This is a genomic window from Kitasatospora sp. NPDC087861, from assembly GCF_044742585.1.
Lineage (GTDB): Bacteria > Actinomycetota > Actinomycetes > Streptomycetales > Streptomycetaceae > Kitasatospora.
The window spans coordinates 43,644-65,458 of the sequence record NZ_JBIUUS010000001.1 but is presented as its reverse complement, the minus strand read 5'-3'; the positions used below and the strand labels follow the sequence as shown (position 1 = coordinate 65,458).

At 73.8% G+C, this 21,815-nt stretch carries 18 protein-coding genes; 10 read left to right on the top strand and 8 right to left on the bottom strand.

The window, feature by feature from the left end; genetic code table 11:
* Nucleotides 1–69 precede the first annotated feature (69 nt).
* Together ACIOJE_RS00320 and ssd are read right to left on the bottom strand one after the other, a co-directional pair.
* Nucleotides 70–1,323 carry a TadA family conjugal transfer-associated ATPase gene (locus ACIOJE_RS00320; protein WP_400669548.1) on the bottom strand — a complete coding sequence of 418 codons (1,254 nt, stop codon included), beginning with the start codon at nt 1,321–1,323 and terminating at the stop codon, nt 70–72.
* Between the two features lie 95 nt (nt 1,324–1,418).
* The gene (gene ssd, locus ACIOJE_RS00315) at nt 1,419–2,543 is read right to left on the bottom strand and encodes a septum site-determining protein Ssd (RefSeq protein WP_400772364.1); all 1,125 of its coding nucleotides are present in this window, start codon (nt 2,541–2,543) and stop codon (nt 1,419–1,421) included.
* A gap of 851 nt (nt 2,544–3,394) precedes the next feature.
* Between ssd and ACIOJE_RS00310 the strand changes: the two genes are divergently transcribed.
* Complete coding sequence (locus tag ACIOJE_RS00310; RefSeq protein ID WP_400772801.1) at nt 3,395–4,168, top strand: HAD family hydrolase; 774 nt, start codon at nt 3,395–3,397, stop codon at nt 4,166–4,168.
* Nucleotides 4,169–4,665: 497 nt separating this feature from the next.
* On the opposite strand, the gene ACIOJE_RS00305 is transcribed toward ACIOJE_RS00310, so the two are convergent.
* Nucleotides 4,666–5,556: an oxidoreductase gene (locus ACIOJE_RS00305; protein WP_280673390.1), complete on the bottom strand. Its 891-nt coding sequence runs from the start codon at nt 5,554–5,556 to the stop codon at nt 4,666–4,668.
* 219 nt (nt 5,557–5,775) lie between these two features.
* On the opposite strand from ACIOJE_RS00305, the gene ACIOJE_RS00300 reads away from it, so the two are divergent.
* From ACIOJE_RS00300 to ACIOJE_RS00270, 7 genes are all read left to right on the top strand, one after another.
* Nucleotides 5,776–6,783 (top strand): ATP-binding protein, encoded by a 1,008-nt coding sequence (locus ACIOJE_RS00300; protein ID WP_280673392.1) that lies wholly within the window; start codon nt 5,776–5,778, stop codon nt 6,781–6,783.
* A 427-nt stretch (nt 6,784–7,210) separates the two neighbouring features.
* Entirely contained in the window at nt 7,211–9,598 is a 2,388-nt protein-coding gene (locus tag ACIOJE_RS00295) for a SulP family inorganic anion transporter (protein ID WP_400772361.1), read from the top strand.
* A gap of 262 nt (nt 9,599–9,860) precedes the next feature.
* Nucleotides 9,861–11,816: an acetate--CoA ligase gene (acs, locus tag ACIOJE_RS00290; RefSeq protein WP_280673395.1), complete on the top strand. Its 1,956-nt coding sequence runs from the start codon at nt 9,861–9,863 to the stop codon at nt 11,814–11,816.
* A 343-nt stretch (nt 11,817–12,159) separates the two neighbouring features.
* Nucleotides 12,160–13,536, top strand: a complete 1,377-nt coding sequence (gene nhaA, locus ACIOJE_RS00285; protein WP_400772358.1) for a Na+/H+ antiporter NhaA — start codon at nt 12,160–12,162, stop codon at nt 13,534–13,536.
* 188 nt (nt 13,537–13,724) lie between these two features.
* Nucleotides 13,725–14,201 (top strand): phage holin family protein, encoded by a 477-nt coding sequence (locus ACIOJE_RS00280; protein WP_280673399.1) that lies wholly within the window; start codon nt 13,725–13,727, stop codon nt 14,199–14,201.
* A 96-nt stretch (nt 14,202–14,297) separates the two neighbouring features.
* Nucleotides 14,298–15,341 carry an alpha/beta fold hydrolase gene (locus ACIOJE_RS00275; RefSeq protein WP_400772355.1) on the top strand — a complete coding sequence of 348 codons (1,044 nt, stop codon included), beginning with the start codon at nt 14,298–14,300 and terminating at the stop codon, nt 15,339–15,341.
* Nucleotides 15,342–15,512: 171 nt separating this feature from the next.
* Nucleotides 15,513–15,722: a hypothetical protein gene (locus tag ACIOJE_RS00270; protein ID WP_280673402.1), complete on the top strand. Its 210-nt coding sequence runs from the start codon at nt 15,513–15,515 to the stop codon at nt 15,720–15,722.
* Nucleotides 15,723–15,759: 37 nt separating this feature from the next.
* Here the strand turns inward: ACIOJE_RS00270 and ACIOJE_RS00265 are convergent, their stop codons facing one another.
* The 4 genes from ACIOJE_RS00265 to nth all read right to left on the bottom strand — a co-directional run bounded on the left by ACIOJE_RS00265 (nt 15,760) and on the right by nth (nt 19,476).
* Nucleotides 15,760–16,461, bottom strand: coding sequence for a metal-dependent hydrolase (locus ACIOJE_RS00265; protein ID WP_400772352.1), 702 nt, complete (start codon nt 16,459–16,461; stop codon nt 15,760–15,762).
* Between the two features lie 150 nt (nt 16,462–16,611).
* Nucleotides 16,612–17,796 carry a MarP family serine protease gene (locus tag ACIOJE_RS00260; protein ID WP_400772350.1) on the bottom strand — a complete coding sequence of 395 codons (1,185 nt, stop codon included), beginning with the start codon at nt 17,794–17,796 and terminating at the stop codon, nt 16,612–16,614.
* 46 nt (nt 17,797–17,842) lie between these two features.
* On the bottom strand, nt 17,843–18,601 hold the full coding sequence (locus ACIOJE_RS00255) for a CoA pyrophosphatase (protein ID WP_280673405.1): 759 nt from the start codon (nt 18,599–18,601) through the stop codon (nt 17,843–17,845).
* Complete coding sequence (gene nth, locus ACIOJE_RS00250) at nt 18,598–19,476, bottom strand: endonuclease III (RefSeq protein WP_400772347.1); 879 nt, start codon at nt 19,474–19,476, stop codon at nt 18,598–18,600. Before nth ends, ACIOJE_RS00255 begins: the two co-directional genes overlap by 4 nt.
* Nucleotides 19,477–19,821: 345 nt before the next feature.
* On the opposite strand from nth, the gene ACIOJE_RS00245 reads away from it, so the two are divergent.
* Nucleotides 19,822–20,610 (top strand): alpha/beta fold hydrolase, encoded by a 789-nt coding sequence (locus ACIOJE_RS00245; protein ID WP_400772345.1) that lies wholly within the window; start codon nt 19,822–19,824, stop codon nt 20,608–20,610.
* A 40-nt stretch (nt 20,611–20,650) separates the two neighbouring features.
* On the opposite strand, the gene ACIOJE_RS00240 is transcribed toward ACIOJE_RS00245, so the two are convergent.
* Nucleotides 20,651–21,208, bottom strand: coding sequence for a TetR/AcrR family transcriptional regulator (locus ACIOJE_RS00240; RefSeq protein ID WP_280673411.1), 558 nt, complete (start codon nt 21,206–21,208; stop codon nt 20,651–20,653).
* Nucleotides 21,209–21,240: 32 nt separating this feature from the next.
* On the opposite strand from ACIOJE_RS00240, the gene ACIOJE_RS00235 reads away from it, so the two are divergent.
* Nucleotides 21,241–21,777, top strand: coding sequence for a GNAT family N-acetyltransferase (locus ACIOJE_RS00235; RefSeq protein WP_280673413.1), 537 nt, complete (start codon nt 21,241–21,243; stop codon nt 21,775–21,777).
* Nucleotides 21,778–21,815: the final 38 nt, after the last annotated feature.

The window sequence follows — 21,815 nt, the reverse complement described above, 5'->3', positions numbered from 1 at the left end:
CACGCGCGGCCGCACCCGCCAACCCCGCCATCGCCACCGCCACCGCCACCGCATCAGCCGGCCCCGCCGTCACGTCGGCCCCGCCGCGAGCGACACCCCGCGCACCGCCAGCAGCCCGACCAGCCGGTCCCAGCCCGCCCCGGGAACCAGACCGCCCGCCGCCGGGAACTCCACCGCCGGCGTGGTGACGGCCAGGCCGTCGCGGCCGGCGGCCAGCGTGTGGATCTCCGCCACCCGGCGCCGCCCGGAGCCCGGCTCCCGGACCAGGTGCACCACCAGGTCGAGCGCCGCCCGGAGTTGACTGTGCAGCGCGGGCCGGTCGAGCCCGGCGAGCGAGCCCAGCGCCTCCAACCGGACCGGCACGTCCGCCGCCGTGTTGGCGTGGACCGTGCCGCAGCCTCCTTCGTGCCCGGTGTTCAGCGCGGCCAGCAGGTCCGACACCTCGGCCCCGCGGACCTCCCCGATCACCAGCCGGTCCGGGCGCATCCGCAGCGCCTGCCGGACGAGGTCCCGCAGCGTGAGCTCGCCCAGACCTTCCTGGTTGGCCGGTCTGCTCTGCAACCGGACCACGTGCGGATGGGCCGGCCGCAGTTCGGCGGAGTCCTCGGCGACGACGATCCGCTCCTCCGGCCCGACCAGGCCGAGCAGGGCCGCGAGCAGGGTGGTCTTGCCCGTGCCCGTCCCGCCGGACACCAGCAGCGACAGCCTGGCCCGCAGGATGCCGGCCAGCAGGCCGGCGCCCTCCGGCGGCAGCGCCCCGCCCGCCACCAGTTCGTCGAGCGTGAACGGCCGGGGCCGGCAGACCCGCAGCGAGATGTGCGTGCAACCGGCCGCGATCGGCGGCAGCACGGCGTGCAGGCGGGTGCCGTCCGGCAGCCGGGCGTCCACCCAGGGCCGTGCGTCGTCCAGCCGCCGCCCGGCCGCGGTGGCCAGCCGGTGGGCGAGGCGCCGCACCGCCTCGGCGTCGGCGAACCGGACTCCGGTGGCCCGGTGCAGGCCGCCGCCACGGTCGACCCACACCTCGTCCGGACCGTTCACCAGGACATCCGTGACGTCGGGCGCCGCCAGCAGCCGCTCCAGCGGGCCCGCACCCACCAGTTCGGCGCGCAGCGAGCGCACGGTGTCCAGGACTTCGTCCCCACCGAGCGGCGGCCGGGTGGCCCGGAGCACCGCCGCGACCGAACCCGCCGTCGGGGCGGCACCCGACTCGGCCAGCCGCAGCCGTACCGCGTCCACCAGCGCCGCCGTCCGCTCCTCCCGGGCCGTGCGCCCGTACGGGCAGGGCCGGTGCGGCGCCTCGGGCGGCCCGCCGGGCGGCGGCACGCTCCGGAGCGACCGGTGCTCCCGCGCACCGTCGTCCCGATCCGGCGGCCCGCCCGCCGCCCGTGCGGTGGGGCCCGTTCTACGCAGACGGACCATCAGTACACACCTCCTCCGACCGCCGGCACCGGCGGCAACACCTCGTCCAGGAAGGTCTCGCAGAAGCGCGCGAGCGGGCCGCTCTCCCGGATCCCGGGCGGGACGCCCTTCTCGACGTCGTCCGTGAGCCCGGGCTCCGGCTCCAACTCCCCCGCGAGCTCCAGCCGCAGCCCGCGGGCGATCCGATGGGCCGGGAGCCCGAAGGTCCGCGGCGATCGCACCACCGCACGGACGTCCCCGAGCCGCATCCGGACGGCCGCCGCGACCCGGTCGGCGGCGGCCACCGCGCGCAGCTCGGCCGGCACCACCAGCAGCGCCAGGTCGGACTGCTCCAGCGCCTGCCCGGCGGCCGCGTCGAGGTGGCGCGGCACGTCGACGACCACCAGCCCGCCGCGCCGCCGGGAGGCGGCCAGCACGCTGCGCATGGCCTCCGGCGGCACGGTCAGGGTGTCGCCGCGGTCCCAGGACAGGCAGGACAGCGCGGACAGCCGTTTGAGCGCCGGTAGCGCCCTGGCGAGTTCGGCCCCGCTGACCCGCCCGCGCGAACCGGCCAGATCGGGCCAGCGCAGCCCGCGGACCGCCTCGCCGCCGAGCAGGATGTCGAGGCCGCCGCCCAACGGATCGCCGTCGATGAGTATGGTCCGCCGGCCCGCCCGTGCGGCCGTGACAGCGAGGGCGCAGGCCAGCGTCGAGGCCCCGGCCCCGCCCCGGCCGCCGAGCACGGCGACGGTGAGCGCCGGGGAGCCCACGCCCTCGGCCGCGTCGGCGATCCGGTCGAGCAGCCAGGCCTCGGCGTCGGGGAGGAACAGCACGTGCTCGGCGCCGAGTTGGACGGCTCGGACCCACACCCCGGCGTCGTCCAGGTCCAGCCCGAGCAGCAGCACCCCGGTGCGCCGGCCGAGCCCGGCGCACCGGGCGGCCTGGTCGTCCCCGACCAGCACCAGTGGGGCGCCCTCCCAGACCTCGCGCGGCGGCGGCGCGCCCCGGATCAGCCTCGGTTCGGTGCCGGCGGCCGCGCAGAGCCGCAGCAGGTGCTCGGCCAGGCCCTCGTCCTCGGTGACGACGAGCGGGCCGGTGGCCCCGGGCCCTTCGGTGGTGGCGTGGTCGGCGATCGGCGTCGACATGGCGGGCTCCCCTCTGCGCCACCGGCCGCCAGGGGCGGTCCGGGGCGCGCGTCGGACGGTTCCGGCGAGCGGCCGCCCGGCAGACCTCTGGGAGAGGGAGGTGAGATCCGCCCGGCGACCGCCGCCGACCATCACGGTGGGGGGAGATCCGGATTCCGTCATCCACGTTCCGAATGCCTGTGGATAACTCGTGGGCTGTGGAGGAAAACGTTCACCCGGGCGGGGGGCTATTCGGCAAAGAATTGACGATCGGGGGTCACGGAGATGAACCGGAGGCCCGTCGCACCCTGGGTCGGCCGCCCGCCGAACCGTCTCCCGGCGCCGCGCGGGCACACCATCGCGGCCTCCCGGAGCACCGACCGGAACCAGCCGAAGAACCATGGGCGGCCATGAGCAAACAGCGACGCAGAGTGACGAAAGGTGGTCGACGGACCAGGGTGTCGACACCCCGTGTAGACCGCCGACGAGTCGGCCGCAGCATCTGCCGCGAAGGGCCTTCAAGCCCTGAAAATGGCCCCGGACGTGCGACGACCCCCGCCGGGGGGGAGAGCGGGGGTCGTCTATCCACAGCCCGACTCGGGGGGGAGGAGCCGGACCGGGTTAGCACGGTCGCGAACGATCCGTGACTTCCATGGTGTACCCGAGCGGCCAGAAACACAAACCCGCACGCCCACGAGTACACCGAATGGCGGCCTGTTTTGCGGCTCCCTCTATCCTCGGTTCCCGTGGACACCACCGAGAACGCCGACGACCGCGCCGACGACTCCCCGGGCGAGGCCACCGGGCCCGAGCAACTCCGCTCACCCGCGGGCCCCCGGGCGGGCGGGCCGCGCACGGCGGCATTCTTCGACCTGGACAAGACCATCATCGCCAAGTCGAGCGCGCTGGCCTTCAGCCGCCCCTTCTACCAGGGCGGCCTGATCAACCGTCGGGCCGTGCTGCGCAGCGCGTACGCACAGTTCGTCTTCCTGGTCGGCGGCGCGGACCACGACCAGATGGAGAAGATGCGCGAGTACCTCTCCTCGCTCACCCGGGGCTGGAACGTCCAGCAGGTCCGCGAGATCGTCGCGGAGACGCTGCACAACCTGATCGACCCGATCATCTATGACGAGGCCGCCTCACTGATCGAGCAGCACCACGCGGCCGGGCGGGACGTGGTGATCGTCAGCAGCTCGGGTTCCGAGGTGGTCGAGCCGATCGGCGCGCTGCTCGGCGCGGACCACGTGATCGCCACCCGGCTCAAGGTCGAGGACGGCTGCTACACCGGCGAGATCGAGTACTACGCCTACGCCGAGAACAAGGCCGCCGCGATCCGGGAGTTGGCCGAGTCCGAGGGCTACGACCTGGCCGAGTCCTACGCCTACAGCGACTCCTCCACCGACCTGCCGCTGCTGGCGGCCGTCGGCCACCCGTCGGCGGTCAACCCCGATCGCGCGCTGCGCAAGGAGGCGCAGGCCCGGGAGTGGCCGGTGCTCGTCTTCGACCGGCCGGTGGAACTGCGGCGGCGGCTCCCGGAGTTCTCCGCACCGAGCGGTTCGGTGCTGACGGCCGTGGCGATCGGGACGGCCGTCGTGACCGCCGGGGTCATCTGGTACCTGGCCCACCGGCGCCGCCCAACGGCCTGAGCCGCACGCCCCGGACGCCCCGGACGCCGCGGACGCCCCGGACGCTGCCGAACAGCGCCAGACACCGATGGACACCACCGGACCCTGCCAGCAAATCGGTCATTCCGCACAGACTTCTCATTTCGGGTTCCCCTTTCGCCCGAAACGCGATACAAATGAAGCACGGCCCGCGAGACCCGGTCAGGACCGAAGAGGTCAAACCGACAACGCAGTTAAGGCCCCACGGACCGCGTGTACAGATGACCGAGCACCCACATGCAGCCGACCCGCTGTCGGGCCGCCGGACCAGACGAACGGGCAGGATCCCCGTCTGATCGGCACTTCCGGTGCATGCATGGTCACCCGGGATCTGCACCAGCGGCGGCACCAAGCAGGATCAGGTGCCGCCGCATCTTCATGTCCGGATCTTCATGTACGGATCTTCGTGTCCGGATCCCCCATGTCCACATCCGCACATCCGGGCCCGCGCACCCGAAGGCGCCTGCCCGAGGGGCCGCTCAGACCATTCCGCGCTGCATCGCCTCGCACACCGCCGTGCTCTCCCGCACGCCGAGCCGCAGCGCCCTGCCGCAGTGCGCGATCCAGGCCGCCATCCCCTCGGGCGTGCCCGCCAGATAGCCGGCCAGGGCCCGCCGGTAGGCGTCGGTGCCGAGTTCCGCCAGCCCGACCTCGGCCGGGCAGATCGACTTCGGGTCGAGCCCCTCGGCGAGCAGCACGATCCGCTGGGCGGCCCGCGCGATCACGCCGTTGTACGCGCCGAACGGCCGCAGCGCGAGCAGTTCACCGTGCACCACCGAGGCCACCACGAGGGCCGGCGTCCCCACGCCCTGGCCCTCCGCGCGCGCCACCAGCAGCCGGGAGAGCTGGTCGAGCCGGGCCGCGACCTCCTCCGCGCCCGGGGCGGGCGGCAGCGCGGGCGGCGGCCCGTCCGCCTGGACGACCTCGACGCTCTCCACCGGCTTGAGTTCCCGCGGGAACAGCTCCTCGGCGCCCTCGCCCGCGCGGCGGGGCCGCCCGGCGGACGGTTCGCCGTCGCCGACGGCGAGCAGGTGCAACCGGGCCAGCACCTGGAGCGGCGAGTGCCGCCAGATGCTGAGCAGCTGGCCGGCCTCGGCGGCGATCCGCAGGGCCGCGCCGACGGTCCGGGCCTCGGCGTCCGCGCTGAAGTCGCTGCGGCGCCGGACCTCCTCCAGCGGCCAGTCCGCCCCGGCCAGCGCCGCCGACGCGCGGGCGCCGCGCAGCGCGGACTCGGAGGTGACCTCGGCCGCGCGGCGGCGCATCACCCGGTGGCCGTAGAGCCGGTCGACGGCCTTGCGGACCTCGGCCACGGCGTCGGGCACCCCGGGGAGCTGGGCCAGCGGGGCGAGGGGATCTGTTCCAGTGCTCACCTACCCGAGAGTAATGAACAGCCGGCCCCTCCCGGAACAGCAACCCCGGATCACCCGTTAGAGGCAATCCTCACTTCCCTCCGCCGGGGAGGCCCAAACCCCGGCTAGCATGGCCACTATCGGAGACGATAACTATTTCCAATTAGGGGCGCCTCGGCATGCGCGACCCCTGAGCAGGCGGCCCCGAGCGCGGGCCCAGAGCGAGAGCCGGAGTCCCAGATGAAGATCGCCTTCGTCGGCAAGGGCGGCAGCGGCAAGACCACGCTGTCCGCACTGTTCATCCGCCATCTGGCCGCCGCGGGCCGGCCGGTCATCGCCGTCGACGCCGACATCAACCAGCACCTGGGCCCCGCCCTAGGACTGACGGATGCTCAGGCCGGCAAGCTGCCCTCGCTCGGCGCGCACCTGCCGGAGATCAAGGAGTACCTGCGCGGCAGCAACCCGCTGATCCGTTCATCCGACGAGATGATCAAGACCACGCCGCCCGGCCGGGGTTCGCGCCTGCTGCGGATCGTCGAGGAGAACCCGGTCTACGCCGCCTGCGCCCGCCCGATCGCGCTGGACGAGGGCTCGGTCCGGCTGCTGGCGACCGGCGCCTTCACCGAGGAGGACCTCGGGGTGGCCTGCTACCACTCCAAGGTCGGCGCGGTGGAACTGCTGCTCAACCACCTGCTGGACGGCCCCGACGAGTACCTGGTCACCGACATGACGGCGGGCTCCGACTCCTTCGCCTCCGGCCTGTTCACCCGCTTCGACCTGACCTTCCTGGTGGCCGAGCCGACCCGCAAGGGCGTCTCCGTCTACCGCCAGTACAAGGACTACGCCCGCGACTTCGACGTGCCGCTGCGGGTGATCGGCAACAAGGTGCAGGGCCCGGACGACCTGGCGTTCCTGCGCCGCGAGGTCGGCGACGACCTGCTCACCACCTTCGGGCACTCGGACTGGGTACGCCGCCTGGAGCAGGGCGCCGAGCCGCCGCTGAAGTCGCTGGAGCCGACCAACCGGGCCGTCCTGGAGGAGCTGAGGACCGAGGCCGAGGCCGCGTACGGGCAGCGGGACGCGCGCCGCTACACCGAGCAGGCCGTGCTGTTCCACCTGCGCAACGCGGAGAGTTGGGCCAACGCCAAGGTCGGCGTCGACCTCGCGACCCAGGTGGACGACGCGTTCGTGCTGGGCGGGCTCGCGGCCGACGGCGTGCGTTCCACCCCGGCGGGCGCACACGCCTGACCCCACTCCACCCCGAACGGGCCGTGGCCCTCCCCCTGCACCCGGGGAGGGCCACGGCCCGTTCCGCATGCCCGGGCAACCGGCGCCACCAGCAGATTCCCGGCGGTTCGAACACCACCCGATGGGGTGAATCAGGGGGTTTTCCCCTTCCCTCCCCGGGTGACGCTGTGCAAAGCTTTCATTACCCTCGGTTTACCGAGTCTTGATGGTCCGTCCCGACGGCCCTCGGCGAGACGTCCCGCACCTCGCCCAGGTCCCTGGCGGGCCCTGATGGTCAAGGTCCGGCCGGTGCACCCGTATTCCCCGCCGCGCCCACGCCATCCCGCCACACCGTCGCGACCCACGACAGCCGATCCGCCCCGGAGCCCCACCCCGGACTCACCGCCGGACCTGACTGCGTTCGTTCCCCCGGACAGACGGGAAGACAATGACCCTCGACATCTCCAGCGCACCCATCGCCTCCGACACCACCGACCACGCGCCACCGGGCCCCGGCACCGGCGCCCGCTGGGCCCAGGACCTCTCCGCCTCCCTGGTGGTCTTCCTGATCGCCGTGCCGTTCTCCCTCGGCATCGCACTCGCCACCGGCGCCCCGCTCACCGCCGGCCTCGCCGCCGCGGCCGTCGGCGGCATCGTCGTCGGGCTGTTCGGCGGCACCCCGCTCCAGGTCAGCGGCCCCTCGGCCGCGCTGACCGTGATCACCGCCGGATTGATCGTCCAGTACGGCTGGCGGGCCACCTGCGCCATCACCCTCGCCGCCGGGCTGCTCCAACTCCTGCTCGGCGCACGCCGGGTGGCCCGGACGGCGCTCGCCGTCTCGCCCGCCGTCGTGCACGGCATGCTGGCGGGGGTCGGGCTCACCATCGCCATCGCGCAGCTGCACGGCGTCCTCGGCGGCTCCCCGCAGAGCTCGGCGATCGCCAACCTCATCGCGCTGCCGGGCCAGTTGGCCGGCCCGCACCCGCCCGCGCTGCTGGTCGGCACGGTGACCGTGGCCGTCCTGCTGGGCTGGCCCCGGCTCGGCCGACTCCCCGGCCGCGCGGGCGAGTTCGGCGCCCGGCTGGCCAAGGTCCCGGGCCCGCTGGCCGCCGTCGCCACCGCGACCGCGCTCGCCCTGGCCCTGGACCTGCGGCTCGCCCACATCGGACTGCCCGCCTGGCAGCCGCACGCACTCGTGCCAGCGCTGCCGCACGGCCCGCTCGCCGGGGTGCTGGCCGCCGTCCTCACCGTCACCGCCGTCGCCAGCGTGGAGTCACTGCTGTCCGCCGTCGCGGTCGACCGGATGTCCCGGCGCACCGGCGACCTCGACCGCGAACTGCGCGGCCAGGGCCTGGCCAACGTGGTCAGCGGGCTGGTCGGCGGGCTGCCCGTCGCCGGCGGCGCCGTCCGCAGCACCGCCAATGTGCGGGCCGGCGGCCAGACCAGGTGGGCCTCGGTGCTGCACGGCGTCTGGGTGCTCGCCGCCGCGCTGGCGCTGACCGGCGGGCTGCGCCGGATCCCGCTGGCCGCGCTGGCCGCGCTGGTGCTGGTGGTCGGGCTGCAGATGGTGAGCTTCGCGCACATCCGCAACGTGCACCGGCACCGCGAGTTCCCGGTCTACCTGACCACCATGCTCGGCGTGGTGGCCCTCGGCGTGCTGTGGGGCGTCGCACTCGGCGCCGGCACCGCCGTCCTGCTCGCGCTCTACCGGCTGACCCGCGCCCACGTGGACGTGCTGGCCGGACCGGACGGCTCGGTCACCGTCCAGACGCACGGGCCGCTCACCTTCACCGCGGTCCCCCGGCTGAGCCGGGCGCTGGCCGGCATCCCCGCCCACGCCGAGGTCACGGTGGTCCACGACGGCTCCTTCCTGGACCACGCCGCGTACGAGACGCTGCACAGCTGGCGGACGGGGCGCCAGGGCGCGGGCGGCCGGGTCTCGATGGTGACGCGCCGCAGGGACGACGAGGTGCTCGACCCCGACGGCACCGTCCGGGCGGGCAGTTCACCCGGCCCGCACCGCTGCCGGGCCTGGACGCCCTGGGTCGGCCACCACTGCATCGACCAGCAGGAGGACCCGCACGGCCGCCTGCTGGACGGCGTCCGGGTGTTCCAGCAGCACACCGCCCCGCTGATCCGGCCCGAGCTCGCCCGGCTGGCCCGGGAGGGGCAGACCCCCTCCCAGCTCTTCCTGACCTGCGCGGACTCGCGGATGGTCACCAGCATGATCACCAACAGCGGCCCGGGCGACCTCTTCACCGTCCGCAACGTCGGCAATCTGGTGCCGGCCCCGTACGAGCCCGGCGCGGCCGACGACTCGGTGGCGGCCGCGGTGCAGTACGCGGTCGAGGCCCTGGAGGTGCGCTCGATCACGGTCTGCGGCCACTCCGGCTGCGGTGCGATGAAGGCCCTGCTGGACGGCGTGCACGAGCGCCCCGGGCCGCCCACCGCACTGGCCCGCTGGCTGCGCAACGGCCGCGGCTCGCTGGACCGGCTCCGCCGGGCGCCCGCCGGGTTCGCCGCCCGGCCGGTGGTGGACCTGGTGGAGCAGCTCTGCATCACCAACGTGGTCCAGCAGCTGGACCAGCTGATGGCCAACCCGGCCGTGGAGCGCCGGGTCGAGGAGGGCACCCTGCGGCTGGTCGGGATGTACTTCGACTTCGCGACCGCGCAGGCCTACGTGCTCGACCGGGCCGCCGGGACGTTCAGCCCGGTCGAGGCGCGCGTCGAGGCGGCCCCGGCCGGGCCCACGACGGGCGACACGCCCGAACGGGTGAATGCGGACGGCACGGCCCCCGTCGCCGGCGGCGAGGAGGGCCCCCGGCTGGCCGCCTGAGAGCCGGGCCCGGGTCCCCGCCGGGCGGGCCGGGGCACGGGCCCGCCGGCCGCCGTACGGCCCGCCGGCCGCCGTACGGCCTGCCGCCCCCGAGGCGGCGGGCCGTACGGCGCGTCGTTCGACTGTCGGTCAAAGGTCTACACCAATAATCCGAAGCCTCTTGTCAACTGCCCCATTCGCCTGGTGAGCTGTGCGCTGGGACACACGGGACAGTCCCCACGCACGGGATCGTCCCCGATCATGACTCGATAGGGAGTGCGCGTTGAGCAACGAGAGCCTGGCCAACCTACTCAAGGAGGAGCGGCGCTTCGCCCCGCCGGCAGAGCTCGCCGCAGCCGCGAACGTCACCGCGGCGGCGTACGCGCAGGCCTCCGAGGACCGCCTGGGCTTCTGGGCCGAGCAGGCCCGCCGCCTCAGCTGGGCCGTCGAGCCGACCGAGACGCTGGACTGGTCCAACCCGCCCTTCGCCAAGTGGTTCGCCGACGGCAAGCTCAACGTGGCCTACAACTGCGTCGACCGCCACGTCGAGGCCGGCCTGGGCGACCGGGTCGCGATCCACTTCGAGGGCGAGCCCGGCGACAGCCGCTCGATCACCTACGCCCAGCTCAAGGACGAGGTCTCGCAGGCCGCCAACGCGCTGCTGGAGCTCGGCGTCCGCAAGGGCGACCGGGTCGCGGTCTACCTGCCGATGATCGCCGAGGCGGTCGTCGCGATGCTCGCCTGCGCCCGGATCGGCGCCACCCACTCGGTGGTCTTCGGCGGCTTCTCCGCCGACGCCGTCGCCTCCCGGATCGAGGACGCGCAGGCCAAGCTCGTCATCACCGCTGACGGCGGCTACCGCCGCGGCAAGGCGTCCGCGCTCAAGCCGGCCATCGACGAGGCGCTCACCAAGGTCGAGGGCGTCGAGCACGTCCTGGTGATCCGCCGCACCGGGCAGGAGATCGCCTGGACCGAGGGCCGCGACGTCTGGTGGCACGAGATCACCGCGCGCCAGTCCACCGAGCACGCCCCCGAGGCGCACGAGGCCGAGCACCCGCTGTTCATCCTCTACACCTCGGGCACCACCGGTAAGCCCAAGGGCATCCTGCACACCTCGGGCGGCTACCTCACCCAGGCCAGCTACACCCACCACGCGGTCTTCGACCTCAAGCCGGAGACCGACGTCTACTGGTGCACCGCCGACATCGGCTGGGTCACCGGCCACTCGTACATCGTCTACGGCCCGCTCTCCAACGGCGCCACCCAGGTCATCTACGAGGGCACCCCGGACACCCCGCACCAGGGCCGGTTCTGGGAGATCGTCCAGAAGTACGGCGTGACGATCCTCTACACCGCGCCGACCGCGATCCGCACCTTCATGAAGTGGGGCGACGACATCCCCGCGAAGTTCGACCTGTCCTCGCTGCGGGTGCTGGGCAGCGTCGGCGAGCCGATCAACCCCGAGGCCTGGATCTGGTACCGCGAGCACATCGGCGCCGGCAAGACCCCGATCGTGGACACCTGGTGGCAGACCGAGACCGGCGCCATGATGATCAGCCCGCTGCCGGGCGTCACCGAGACCAAGCCGGGCTCGGCCCAGCGCGCCCTGCCGGGCATCGCGGCCACCGTGGTCGACGACGAGGCCAACGAGGTCCCGAACGGCTCCGGCGGCTACCTGGTGCTCACCGAGCCGTGGCCGTCCATGCTCCGCACCATCTGGGGCGACGACCAGCGCTACATCGACACCTACTGGTCGCGCTTCCAGGGCCGCTACTTCGCCGGGGACGGCGCCAAGAAGGACGAGGACGGCGACATCTGGCTGCTCGGCCGGGTCGACGACGTCATGCTCGTCTCGGGCCACAACATCTCCACCACCGAGGTCGAGTCGGCCCTGGTCGGCCACCCGTCGGTGGCCGAGTCCGCCGTGGTCGGCGCCGCGGACGCCACCACCGGCCAGGCCATCGTCGCCTTCGTGATCCTGCGCGGCGGCGTCACCGAGAGCCCGGAGCTGGTCGAGGAGCTGCGCGCGCACGTCGGCCGCACGCTCGGCCCGATCGCCAAGCCGAAGCAGATCAAGGTGGTCGGCGAGCTGCCGAAGACCCGCTCCGGCAAGATCATGCGCCGCCTGCTGCGCGACATCGCCGAGGGCCGCGAGGTCGGTGACACCACCACCCTCGCCGACAGCACGGTGATGAGCCAGATCCAGGCCCAGCTGCCGCCGTCGGGCGGCAACGGCTGAGCCTGCCGAAGCGATGAACCCGTGCCCCGGGCGGTGGTCACCGCCCGGGGCACGGCTGTCAGTCCTCCGCCCTCCCCCGGCCGGCCGCCAGGGTGCGCAGGGTGTCGTACGCGCCGTTCGAGTGCCGTACCGCTGCTCCGCCGGGATGCAGAACCGTCCCACAGGGCTTAAGTCCTTGAATGGGACAATCCGGATGTCACCCGAACGATCCCGTTAGACTGTTAATGACGCATCAAGATCCTTGAGCAGGAGTCCGGGCGTCACAGGGCGCGCCGGGAAGTCTGGTCGGCAACTGCACCACAGGTGTATCCGTTGCCGCTCCCAGCCCCTCAGGAGGTCCCGCGTGACCGACCAGCCGCCCGTCCACGAGCCGACGACCCGCCGCCGGCAGCTTCTCGGCCGGCTCTCCCTGCCCGAGCGGACCTTCGTCACCGACGCCCTGCGCACCGAGACGGTCGGCGGCGTGCTGCTGCTGATCGCCGCCGTGGTCGCGCTGATCTGGGCCAACGCCTGGCCGCACGCGTACGAGAGCGTCCTCGACTACACCATCGGGCCGTCCGCCCCGCTGCACCTGGACCTCACCCTGGGCAACTGGGCCAAGGACGGCCTGCTGACGATCTTCTTCTTCGTCGCCGGGATCGAGCTCAAGCGCGAGTTCGTCGCGGGCGAGCTGCGCACCCCGAGCGCCGCGGTGCTGCCGGTGATAGCCGCCGTCTGCGGCGTCGCGCTGCCGGCGATCCTGTTCGCCCTCGTCAACTCGGGCAGTGGCGGCCACCCCGCCGGCTGGGCCATCCCGACCGCCACCGACATCGCCTTCGCACTCGGCGTGCTGGCCGTGGTCGGCAGCCACCTGCCGTCCGCCCTGCGCGCCTTCCTGCTCACCCTCGCCGTGGTGGACGACCTGATCGCGATCCTGATCATCGCGATCTTCTACAGCTCCGGCATCAAGTTCTGGGCGCTCGGCCTGGCCTTCGCCGGCCTGGTGCTGTTCTGGTTCCTGCACCGGCGCGGGGTGCACGGCTGGTACCTCTTCGTGCCGCTGGCCGTCGTGAACTGGGCTCTGATGCACGAGAGCGGCATCCACGCCACGGTCGCGGGCGTCGCGATGGGCCTGATGCTGCGCTGCCACAAGGAGGGCGACGAGCAGCACTCCCCCGGCGAGCACATCGAGCACCTGGTCCGCCCGCTCTCGGCCGGCCTGGCCGTCCCGGTGTTCGCGCTGTTCGCCGCCGGGGTGACGATCTCCGTCCCGGCGCTGCGCGAGGTGTTCACCCAGGCCACGCCGATGGGCATCGTCATCGGGCTGCTGGTCGGCAAGACGGTGGGCATATTCGGCGGCACCTGGCTGGCCGCCCGGTTCACCCGGGCCGAACTGAACCCGCAGCTCAAGTGGGCCGACATGTTCGCGGTCTCGGTGCTCGCGGGCATCGGCTTCACCGTCTCGCTGCTGATCAGCGAGCTGGCCTTCCCCGGCGACCTGGCCCTCGCCGACCGCTCCAAGACGGCCGTCCTGGTCGGCTCGCTGCTCTGCGCGGCGGTCGCCACCGTGCTGCTCAAGCTGCGCAACCGGCACTACCGCGCGCTGTGCGAGGAGGAGGACCGGGACCTGGACGACGACGGCGTTCCGGACGTCTACCAGCAGGACGACCCGGCCTGGCGGGCCCGGGTCGCCGAACCGACCCGGCACCCGACCGGCGAGGGGCCCGGAACGGACCGCTGAGGCCTGCCAGGAGCCGCCCGCAGCCGGGACACATCCCTCCGGCGGGGCCCCGGAGTGGTGTGCGACTGACCGGTAGGGGCATGATTCTGAGCTGTCGACAGTCCACTGACGCCTCCGGGCCCCACCGACCCCCCGGAACCGCACCACACGGCGGCGTCACGCCGCACAGCCGCAGAGGAGAACCGCTGATGCCCGCAGGAGCCGCAGACCCGTCCAGCAACGGCCGGGCGCCCTACGAGGGCGAGCGTTCGGTGGGGCAGCTGTTCGCGGCGGCCACCGCCGACCTGTCCGCGCTGGTCCACGACGAGATCGCGCTCGCCAAGGCCGAGATCCGGGCGGACGTCAAGCGCGGCGTCTCCGGGGGCGTCTCGCTGGCCGTCGCCGGCGTGGTGGCGCTGGCCGCCGTCCCGATGCTGAGCGCCGCGGTGGCGTTCGGCATCCACGCGCTGGGCCTGTCGCTCGGCTGGTCGTTCCTCATCGTGGCCGGCGCCTACCTGCTGCTCGCGGTGCTGCTCGGGCTGATGGCCTGGCGTTCGTTCAAGCGGATCGAGAAGCCGCACCGCACCATCGAGGGCGCTCAGAAGACCGCCGACGTGCTGAAGAACGCCCGGCCGCGCCCGGCCACCAAGGAGGAGATCGACCGGGCCCTGGGCCGCATCCCGTAACGGTCCCTCCGGGGGCGGCGCGCGCCGCCCGCCCGGACCCCGCCGGGAGCGAGTGCCGGACACCTGTCCGAGCCGCGGATGTGACACGCTCTCGGTATGCCGCTTGACCAGAAGCCCGAACCCGCGCAGCCGTCCGCCGACTCCGGCCCCGCTCCGGCCCCCGGACGGGAGCCCGCCGAGGAGGGCCCCGGCATCGCCCCCGACGGCGGGGCCGACGGCGGCTCCGGCGGCGAGGCCGAGGCCTGGAGCGTCCGGCAGGCCGGCCCGTGGACGCACCGGGACCTCGCGGCCAACGGCGCCCGGTTCCACATCGCCGAGCTGGGCACGGGCCCGCTGGTGCTGCTGGTGCACGGCTGGCCCGAGTACTGGTGGGCCTGGCGCCACCAGCTGACCGCGCTCGCCGAGGCCGGCTACCGGGCGGTGGCCCTCGACCTGCGGGGCATCGGCGGCAGCGACCGCACCCCGCGCGGGTACGACCCGGGCAACCTCGCCCTGGACATCACCGGGGTGATCCGCTCGCTCGGCGAACGCCGGGCGCACCTGGTCGGGCACGCCTCCGGCGGCACGCTGGCCTGGGTGGCCGCCGTGATGCGCCCGTCGGTGATCCAGAGCCTCACCGTGGTCTCCGCCGCGCACCCCCGGGACCTGCGCCGGGCCCTGCTGACCGACCGCCGCCAGGCGGCCGCCTTCGAGCACGTGCTGGGCTTCCAGCCACCGTGGATACCGGAACGCCGCCTGGTCTCCGACGACGCCGCGCAGATCGGCCGCTACCTGGAGGCCTGGACCGGCCCGAACCAGCTGGACGAGGCGACGGTGCACGCGTACCGGCAGGCGATCCAGATCCCCAGCACGGCGCACTGCTCGATCGAGCCGTACCGCTGGCTGCTGCGCTCGATGGCGCGCCCGGACGGCATCCAGTTCGCCCGGCGGATGAAGAAGCCGATCACGGCGCCGACCCTGCACGTCCAGGGCGCGGCGGACCCGGTGCTGCTGTCGCACACCGCGCTCGGCGGCGGGGAGTACGTGGCGGCGCCGTACCGCTGGCGGCTGCTGCCGGGGGTCGGGCACTTCCCGCACGAGGAGGCCCCGGAGGAGTTCACCGCGGAGTTGCTGGACTGGGTCGGCCGCCACAAGGAGTGACAGCCGGGGAGCGGCGGGAGGGGCACGCGGGCGGGGTGCGCGGGAAGGGACGCAGGGGAAGGGCCCTTGGCCCCAACTCCCCTATTGTTAAGCTCATATGACAACCGCATAGGCCAACTTCGCCGTGCAACGGGCGGTTACCCCCACCGGCCCAAGGGCATCCATTCCGGTATGACCTGGATGCCCGATCGCGGCGGCGCCCCGCGCGCCCGACGCCACAACAGCTCCCAGCGCTCCGCCCACCGCCCCGACCGGGCGGACGACCTCGGCCACGACGGCCTCGACCGCCGTCAGCGCCCGGCGCAGCGCCAGCTCGGCATCCCCCGCATCCTCGGTCGGCGCGCCCGCTGGGTCGGCGCACGACTGCGGCGCGAGACCTGAGGCCTCGCGCCGCGTCACCCGGCCGGTTCCCGGCGGGTCAGTTCACGATCGTCGGCGACAGCGCGGTGAACCAGAGCAGGACGAAGGTCGCCACCGACATGATCGGCACCAGCACCTTCGTCTCGACGCTGTTCCCGCTGCGCTTGATCAGCACCACCTCGTAGCGCTCCCTGTGCGGCCAGAGCAGCGGCGCGCCCTTCTTGGTCAGGCAGTCGCCCAGCAGGTGCGCCAGGGTGCCCAGCGCCACCGCGTACGGCAGCCAGCCCGGCGAGCTCGGCATCCAGGTGTTCATCCCGAAGGTGCCGAGCGCGGACAGCCCGATGATGGTGATCCAGGCCTCCGGGCCGTCGCCCGGCGGGCAGAGCCGCAGCGCCCGGATCGCGAGCGCGAGCAGGAAGAAGGTCAGTGCGAGGGTGAAGTTGCGGCCCAGGAAGGTGACGCCCGCCCAGGTGCCGGCGCCCATCAGCGCGACGAACAGCAGCGAGTGGGTGGCGTGCCGGTGACCGCCGGAGGCCCAGGCCACGAAGCGGCAGAGCGCCTTGGAGAGCGGGCCGAGGAAGTTGGCGATCGAGCCGTCGTGGTGGTCGAGGTCCGGCAGCAGGGCCGCACCCGCGCACAGCACCGTGCCCATCAGTATGTCCGCCGGCTGCAGCGTGGTGTGCAGCAGCAGCGGGGGCAGGAACGGCGCCGAGGCGGCGTACAGCATCGCCCCACTGACCGCGTGCGAGTGACCCATCATCGGACTACCACGACCTCCCGTAAGACTCACTCCGGGACGGCGCCCGGTTGAGCCGAACGGGTGAGCGCGGCAGAGGCTACCAGGGCGGACTGACGGTGCGACGGATATCGGATGGTAGGACCCGGCGCGTCGGACCGCCGCCGGGCCCGGTCAGAGCGCGCAGCCCTGGGTGTCCACCCGGGTGTTCGCGGTGCTGCCCTTCTCCGCGTCGTCCCGCACCTCGGCCGCGGTCAGCACGTACCCGGTGTCGGCGCTGTCCAGCGACTTGGCGAACACCACGCCGAAGACCTGGCCGTCCGGGGTGAGCAGCGGGCCGCCGCTGTTGCCCTGGCGGACCAGCGAGCGGACCGAGTAGACGTCGCGGACCACCTGGCCGCGGTGGTAGATGTCCGGGCCGTTGGCCTGGATCCGGCCGCGGATACGGGCCGGCTGGACGTTGAAGGCGCCGTTCTCCGGGAAGCCCGCCACGATCGCGCTGTCGTTGGTCTTCGCCTCGCCGGCGAAGGCCAGCGCCGGCGCGTTCAGCTTGGGCACGTCCAGGACGGCGATGTCGCGCTGCCAGTCGTAGCGGACCACCGTCGCGTCGTACAGCTGCCCGGCCCCGCCGATCTGCACGGTGGGCTCGTCGACCCCGCCGACCACGTGGGCGTTGGTCATCACCCGGTGCGGGGCGAAGACGAAGCCGCTGCCCTCCAGGGTCTTGCCGCAGGAGGTGGCGGTGCCGACCACCTTGACCAGGCTCTGCTTGGCCCGCGCCACCGCCGGGCTGCCGGCCAGCGCCGGGTCGGGGGTGTCGACCTGAGTGATCGGCTCGTGCTCGAAGGGGTTGAAGACCTGCGGGAAGCCGTTGCGGGCGAGCACCTTGGAGAAGTCCGAGAACCAGTTCGGCGCGTCGTCGGGCAGCGCGTTCTGCACGCCGCCGAGGATCGCCGAGGAGCGGACCTGCTTGGACACCGTCGGCAGCGACGCCCCGGCCAGCGCCGAGCCGATCAGCCAGGCCACCAGCAGCATCGAGACCACGTTCACGGCCGCCCCGCCGGTCGCGTCCAGCACCCGCGCCGGGCGGCGGTCGATGTGGCCGCGGAGCTTCCAGCCGAAGTGCGCGGTGATCGCCTGGCCGATCGCGGCACACACGATCACCACCACCACGGCCACCACCGAGGCGGTGGTGCCCGGGCTGAGGTGGTCGAGCAGCAACGGCAGCAGCTGGACGGCCAGCAGGCCACCGCCCAGGAAGCCGACCAGGGACAGGACACCCACCACAAAGCCCTGCCGGTAACCCGACACGGCGAATCCCACGGCAGCGGCGATCAGCAGCACATCCAGGACGTTCACCCCGATACCCTCCCACGGCCCTCGACCCGGCCGCGCGGACGGGCCCTCACGAGGTACCGGCGTCGCCGCCCAGCAGCGCCCGGGAGTGGTCGAGGTCGCCCTGCACCAGGGCCAGCGCCTCGTCCGAGAGGTCGACGATCCGGGACGGGTCCCAGGGCAGCTCCAGTCCGCTGTGGTGCAGCACCCGGTCGATCACCCCGGCCGTGAACCCCCAGACCAGCCGCCCGGCCACCGCGAAGGCCGGCCCCACGTGTCCGGACGGGTGCCGCAGCCGGACCCGGTTCGCCGGGTCGACCAGGTCCGCGATCGACACCCGGAACACCGCGCCGGTCTCGCCCTGGTCCACCGGCCGCACCGGCGACTCCTCGCGCCACCAGCCCAGCACCGGGGTCACCACGAACCGGCTGACCGGGATGTACAGCGCGGGCAGCGCCGCGAACACCTGCACCCCGGCCGGGTCCAGCCCGGTCTCCTCCCAGGCCTCGCGCAGCGCCGCCGCGATCGGGCCCGGACCGTCCGGATCACCGTCCTCCGGATCCAGCGCGCCGCCCGGGAAGGACGGCTGCCCGGCGTGCGAGCGCAGCGAACGGGCCCGCTCGATCAGCAGCAGGTCCGGCCCGTCCGGGCCCTCGCCGAACAGCATCAGCACCGCCGCCGCCCGGCCGCCCTCCACCGGCGGCAGGAAGCGGCTCAGCTGCTCCGGCAGCACCCGCTCGGCGGCGTCCCGCACCGGGTCCAGCCAGACCGGCAGGCCGTCCCGCTCGATCACCGGGGCCGCCGACGGCTCCGGTGCCCGCCGCGTCACTCGCCCACCGCCAGGTCCGCGACCCGCCCCTGGTGCGCGGCGGCGTCGGCCCGGGCGGCGGCCTCCCCCGGGAAGTCCCCCGGCGGCCGCAGCCGCTGTCCGGGCTGCCCGCCCAGCTCGTACTTGAGCAGCTTGTGCGCCTTCTCCGGGTCGGTCTCGCCCTCCCCGTACGACGGGCAGAGCGGCGCGATCGGGCAGGCACCGCAGGCGGGGGTGCGGGAGTGGCAGATCCGGCGGCCGTGGAAGACCACCCGGTGCGACAGCATCGTCCACTCCGACTTCGGGAAGATCTCGGCGACGGCCGCCTCGACCTTCACCGGGTCCTCCTCGGCGGTCCAGCCGAACCGCCGGGCCAGCCGCCCGAAGTGCGTGTCCACGGTGATCCCGGGCACCCCGAAGGCGTTGCCGAGAACCACGTTGGCGGTCTTGCGGCCCACGCCCGGCAGCGTCACCAGGTCGTCGAGGCGGCCCGGGACCTCGCCGCCGAACTCGTCGCGCAGGGCGATCGAGAGGCCGATCAACGACTTCGCCTTGTTCCGGAAGAACCCGGTCGGGCGGATGACCTCCTCCAGCTCCTCCGGGTTCGCCGCCGCCATGTCCTCCGGCGTCGGGTACTTCGCGAACAGCGCCGGCGTCGTCTGGTTCACCCGCAGGTCCGTCGTCTGCGCCGACAGCACCGTCGCCACCAGCAGCTGGAACGGGTTCTCGAAGTCCAGCTCCGGATGCGCGTACGGGTACAACTCCGCCAACTCGCGGTTGATCCGCCGCGCCCGCCGCACCATCGCCAGCTGCGACTCCGGCTTCCTCGACTTCACCGCCGCCGTCTTCACGGCCGGCTTCGGCGCCGCCGCCTTCCGGGCCTTGCTCTCTGCCATGCACGAAGGCTACGCCGCCCGGCGGACCCCTCGGGGCCGATCAGTGCGACCGGCGCCCGCCGGGGCGACGGGCGGCCTGTTGTCCGATGAGCACCGCTGTCCGATGAGCACCGCGTGCGGCGTGTTCGGTTGCCCGGCCGGGGGCACCCGGGAGGCCCGCCGCCCGCCGTCGGGCCTCCTGCGCATCCCACCATGACCCCGTTCCGGTGCCTCCGACGAGAGTGGCGGAGGCACCGGAACACGCCCCTGCCCGCGGCGGAAGAAATCCTCGGCCGGAGCGATGAGTTCCGCGGCGGCGGCCGGTCTACCCCTGTGACCGATCCGTACGAGCGAAGGACCCACCCCATGAACACCGTTGTCTCCGCCGACGGCACCAGCATCGCCTACTCCGTGGCCGGCTCCGGGCCGGCCGTCGTCCTCGTGGACGGCGCGCTCTGCCACCGGGGTTTCGGCCCGGCTCCCGCCCTGGCCGAGCAGCTCGCGGCGCACCACACCGTCTGGACCTACGACCGGCGCGGCCGCGGTGACAGCGGCGACACCGCGCCCTTCGCGGTGGAGCGCGAGATCGAGGACCTGGCGGCCGTCATCACGGCCGCCGGCGGCTCGGCCGCCGTCCTCGGGGTGTCCTCCGGTGCCGCGCTCGCCCTGCGGGCCGCCGCGCAGGGCGTCGGCATCAGCCGACTCGCCGTCTACGAGCCGCCGTTCAGCGCCGAGGACGGGCAGCGCGCCCGGTTCGCCCAGTACGTGGCCGAGCTGGACGCGGCGCTCGCGGACGGTCGGCGCGGTGACGCCGTCGCGGCCCTCATGACCTTCGCCAGCATGCCGGCGGAGCTGCTGGACGGGCTGCGCGCGGCCCCGATGTGGCCGGCCTTCGAGGCGGTGGCGCCGACCCTGCCCTACGACGCCGCAGCGCTCGGTGTGCACGGCGGCGCGGCCGTCCCGGGCGATGTCCTGGGCCGGGTCGCGGTGCCGACGCTCGTCGTCGACGGCGGCGCCAGCCCGGAGTCGCTGCGGGCGCCGGCGCGCGCGGTCGCGGCGGCCGTGCCGGGCGCCGAGTACCGGACGCTGGCCGGCCAGACCCACGAGGTGGCGGCCGAGGTGCTGGCGCCGGAGCTGGTGAAGTTCTTCGCCTGACCGGCGGGTCCGGCCGAACCGACGGAACGCGGTCGCGGGCTCAGACCCCGGCGAGGAAGGACCGCCAGGCGGCGGCCACCCGCGGCGCGTTCCGATCGTCGGCGAGCAGGTCGAGCAGCAGACCCCGGATCACCGCCAGGGCGAGCGCGGGGTCGACGGGCGAGTCGGCCATCAGGGTGCGCAGCGGGGGCAGCCACTCGTCGAGCGAGGCGGCGGCGAAGCCGCGCCAGGGGCCGTCCGGTCCGGGGCCGAGGGCCCGGACGTACCCCTCGAAGAACAGCCTCAGGACGCTTCGGTGTTCGGGGGCGGTGAGCCAGTCCCAGAGCCGGTCGAGGGTCTCGCGCGGGGTGCCGGGCTCCTGCTCGCAGCGGGCCAGCAGGGCCAGTTGCTCCTCGCGGCCGGCGGCGAGCACGGCGCGGATCAGGCCCTCCTTGGAACCGAAGAGGTAGAGCAGCACCCGGGGGCTGCTGCCGATCGACTCGGCGAGCGGCCGCAGCGAGAGGTCGGAGAGGCTGTTCTCGGCCAGGTAGCGTCTGGTGGCCGCGAGCAGCTCGGTCCGGCGGGCGGAGGGCTGCGAGGTGTCGACAGCGTCAGGCATGCGCCCTAGTCTTCACTGAAACGACTGTTTCAGTGAAGACTGCTGCGGTGGAGGAGGCGGGTGCCGTGCCGGTGGAGATCCGGGAGGCCGACCGGCCGGGCGACCTGGGAGCGGTGGCCGCGCTGCACGGGGTGCTGTACGCCCGCGAGTTCGGGATGGACGCCACGATGGAGGCCCACGTCGCCCTCGGCATGGCCGAACTCGCGCTGGCCCGCGCCGCCGAGGGCGGTGCCGCGCCCGGCCGGCTCTGGGTGGCCGAGCTCGACGGGCGGGTGGTCGGCGCGACCGGGCTGACCCGGGTCGCGGACCGGCCCGGCTGGTGGCAGCTGCGCTGGGTGATCGCCGACCCGGCCGTCCGGGGCCAGGGGCTGGGCCACCGGCTCCTGGACACCGCCCTCGCCGAGGCGCGGGAGCGAGCGGCGCACGGCGTGCTGCTGTGGACCATCGCCGGCCTGGGCGCCGCCCACCACCTCTACGAACAGGCCGGTTTCCGGCTCACGGTCTCCCGACCGGCCCGCAAGTGGGGCGTCGAGACCACCGAGCAGGCCATGGAACTGGCGCTGGCCTGACGCCGCACCGCCGCACGAAGCACATGACTCGGAGAACG

What these genes read in the sequence shown, in the direction of transcription:
- ACIOJE_RS00280 (WP_280673399.1), top strand. Translation starts at nt 13,725, where the DNA reads ATGCCCGCAGGAGCCGCAGACCCGTCCAGCAACGGCCGGGCGCCCTAC.
- ACIOJE_RS00300 (WP_280673392.1), top strand. Translation starts at nt 5,776, where the DNA reads ATGAAGATCGCCTTCGTCGGCAAGGGCGGCAGCGGCAAGACCACGCTG.
- ACIOJE_RS00295 (WP_400772361.1), top strand. Translation starts at nt 7,211, where the DNA reads ATGACCCTCGACATCTCCAGCGCACCCATCGCCTCCGACACCACCGAC.
- nth (WP_400772347.1), bottom strand. Translation starts at nt 19,476, where the DNA reads ATGGCAGAGAGCAAGGCCCGGAAGGCGGCGGCGCCGAAGCCGGCCGTG.
- ACIOJE_RS00275 (WP_400772355.1), top strand. Translation starts at nt 14,298, where the DNA reads ATGCCGCTTGACCAGAAGCCCGAACCCGCGCAGCCGTCCGCCGACTCC.
- ACIOJE_RS00240 (WP_280673411.1), bottom strand. Translation starts at nt 21,208, where the DNA reads ATGCCTGACGCTGTCGACACCTCGCAGCCCTCCGCCCGCCGGACCGAG.
- ACIOJE_RS00245 (WP_400772345.1), top strand. Translation starts at nt 19,822, where the DNA reads ATGAACACCGTTGTCTCCGCCGACGGCACCAGCATCGCCTACTCCGTG.
- ACIOJE_RS00265 (WP_400772352.1), bottom strand. Translation starts at nt 16,461, where the DNA reads ATGATGGGTCACTCGCACGCGGTCAGTGGGGCGATGCTGTACGCCGCC.
- ACIOJE_RS00270 (WP_280673402.1), top strand. Translation starts at nt 15,513, where the DNA reads ATGACCTGGATGCCCGATCGCGGCGGCGCCCCGCGCGCCCGACGCCAC.
- ssd (WP_400772364.1), bottom strand. Translation starts at nt 2,543, where the DNA reads ATGTCGACGCCGATCGCCGACCACGCCACCACCGAAGGGCCCGGGGCC.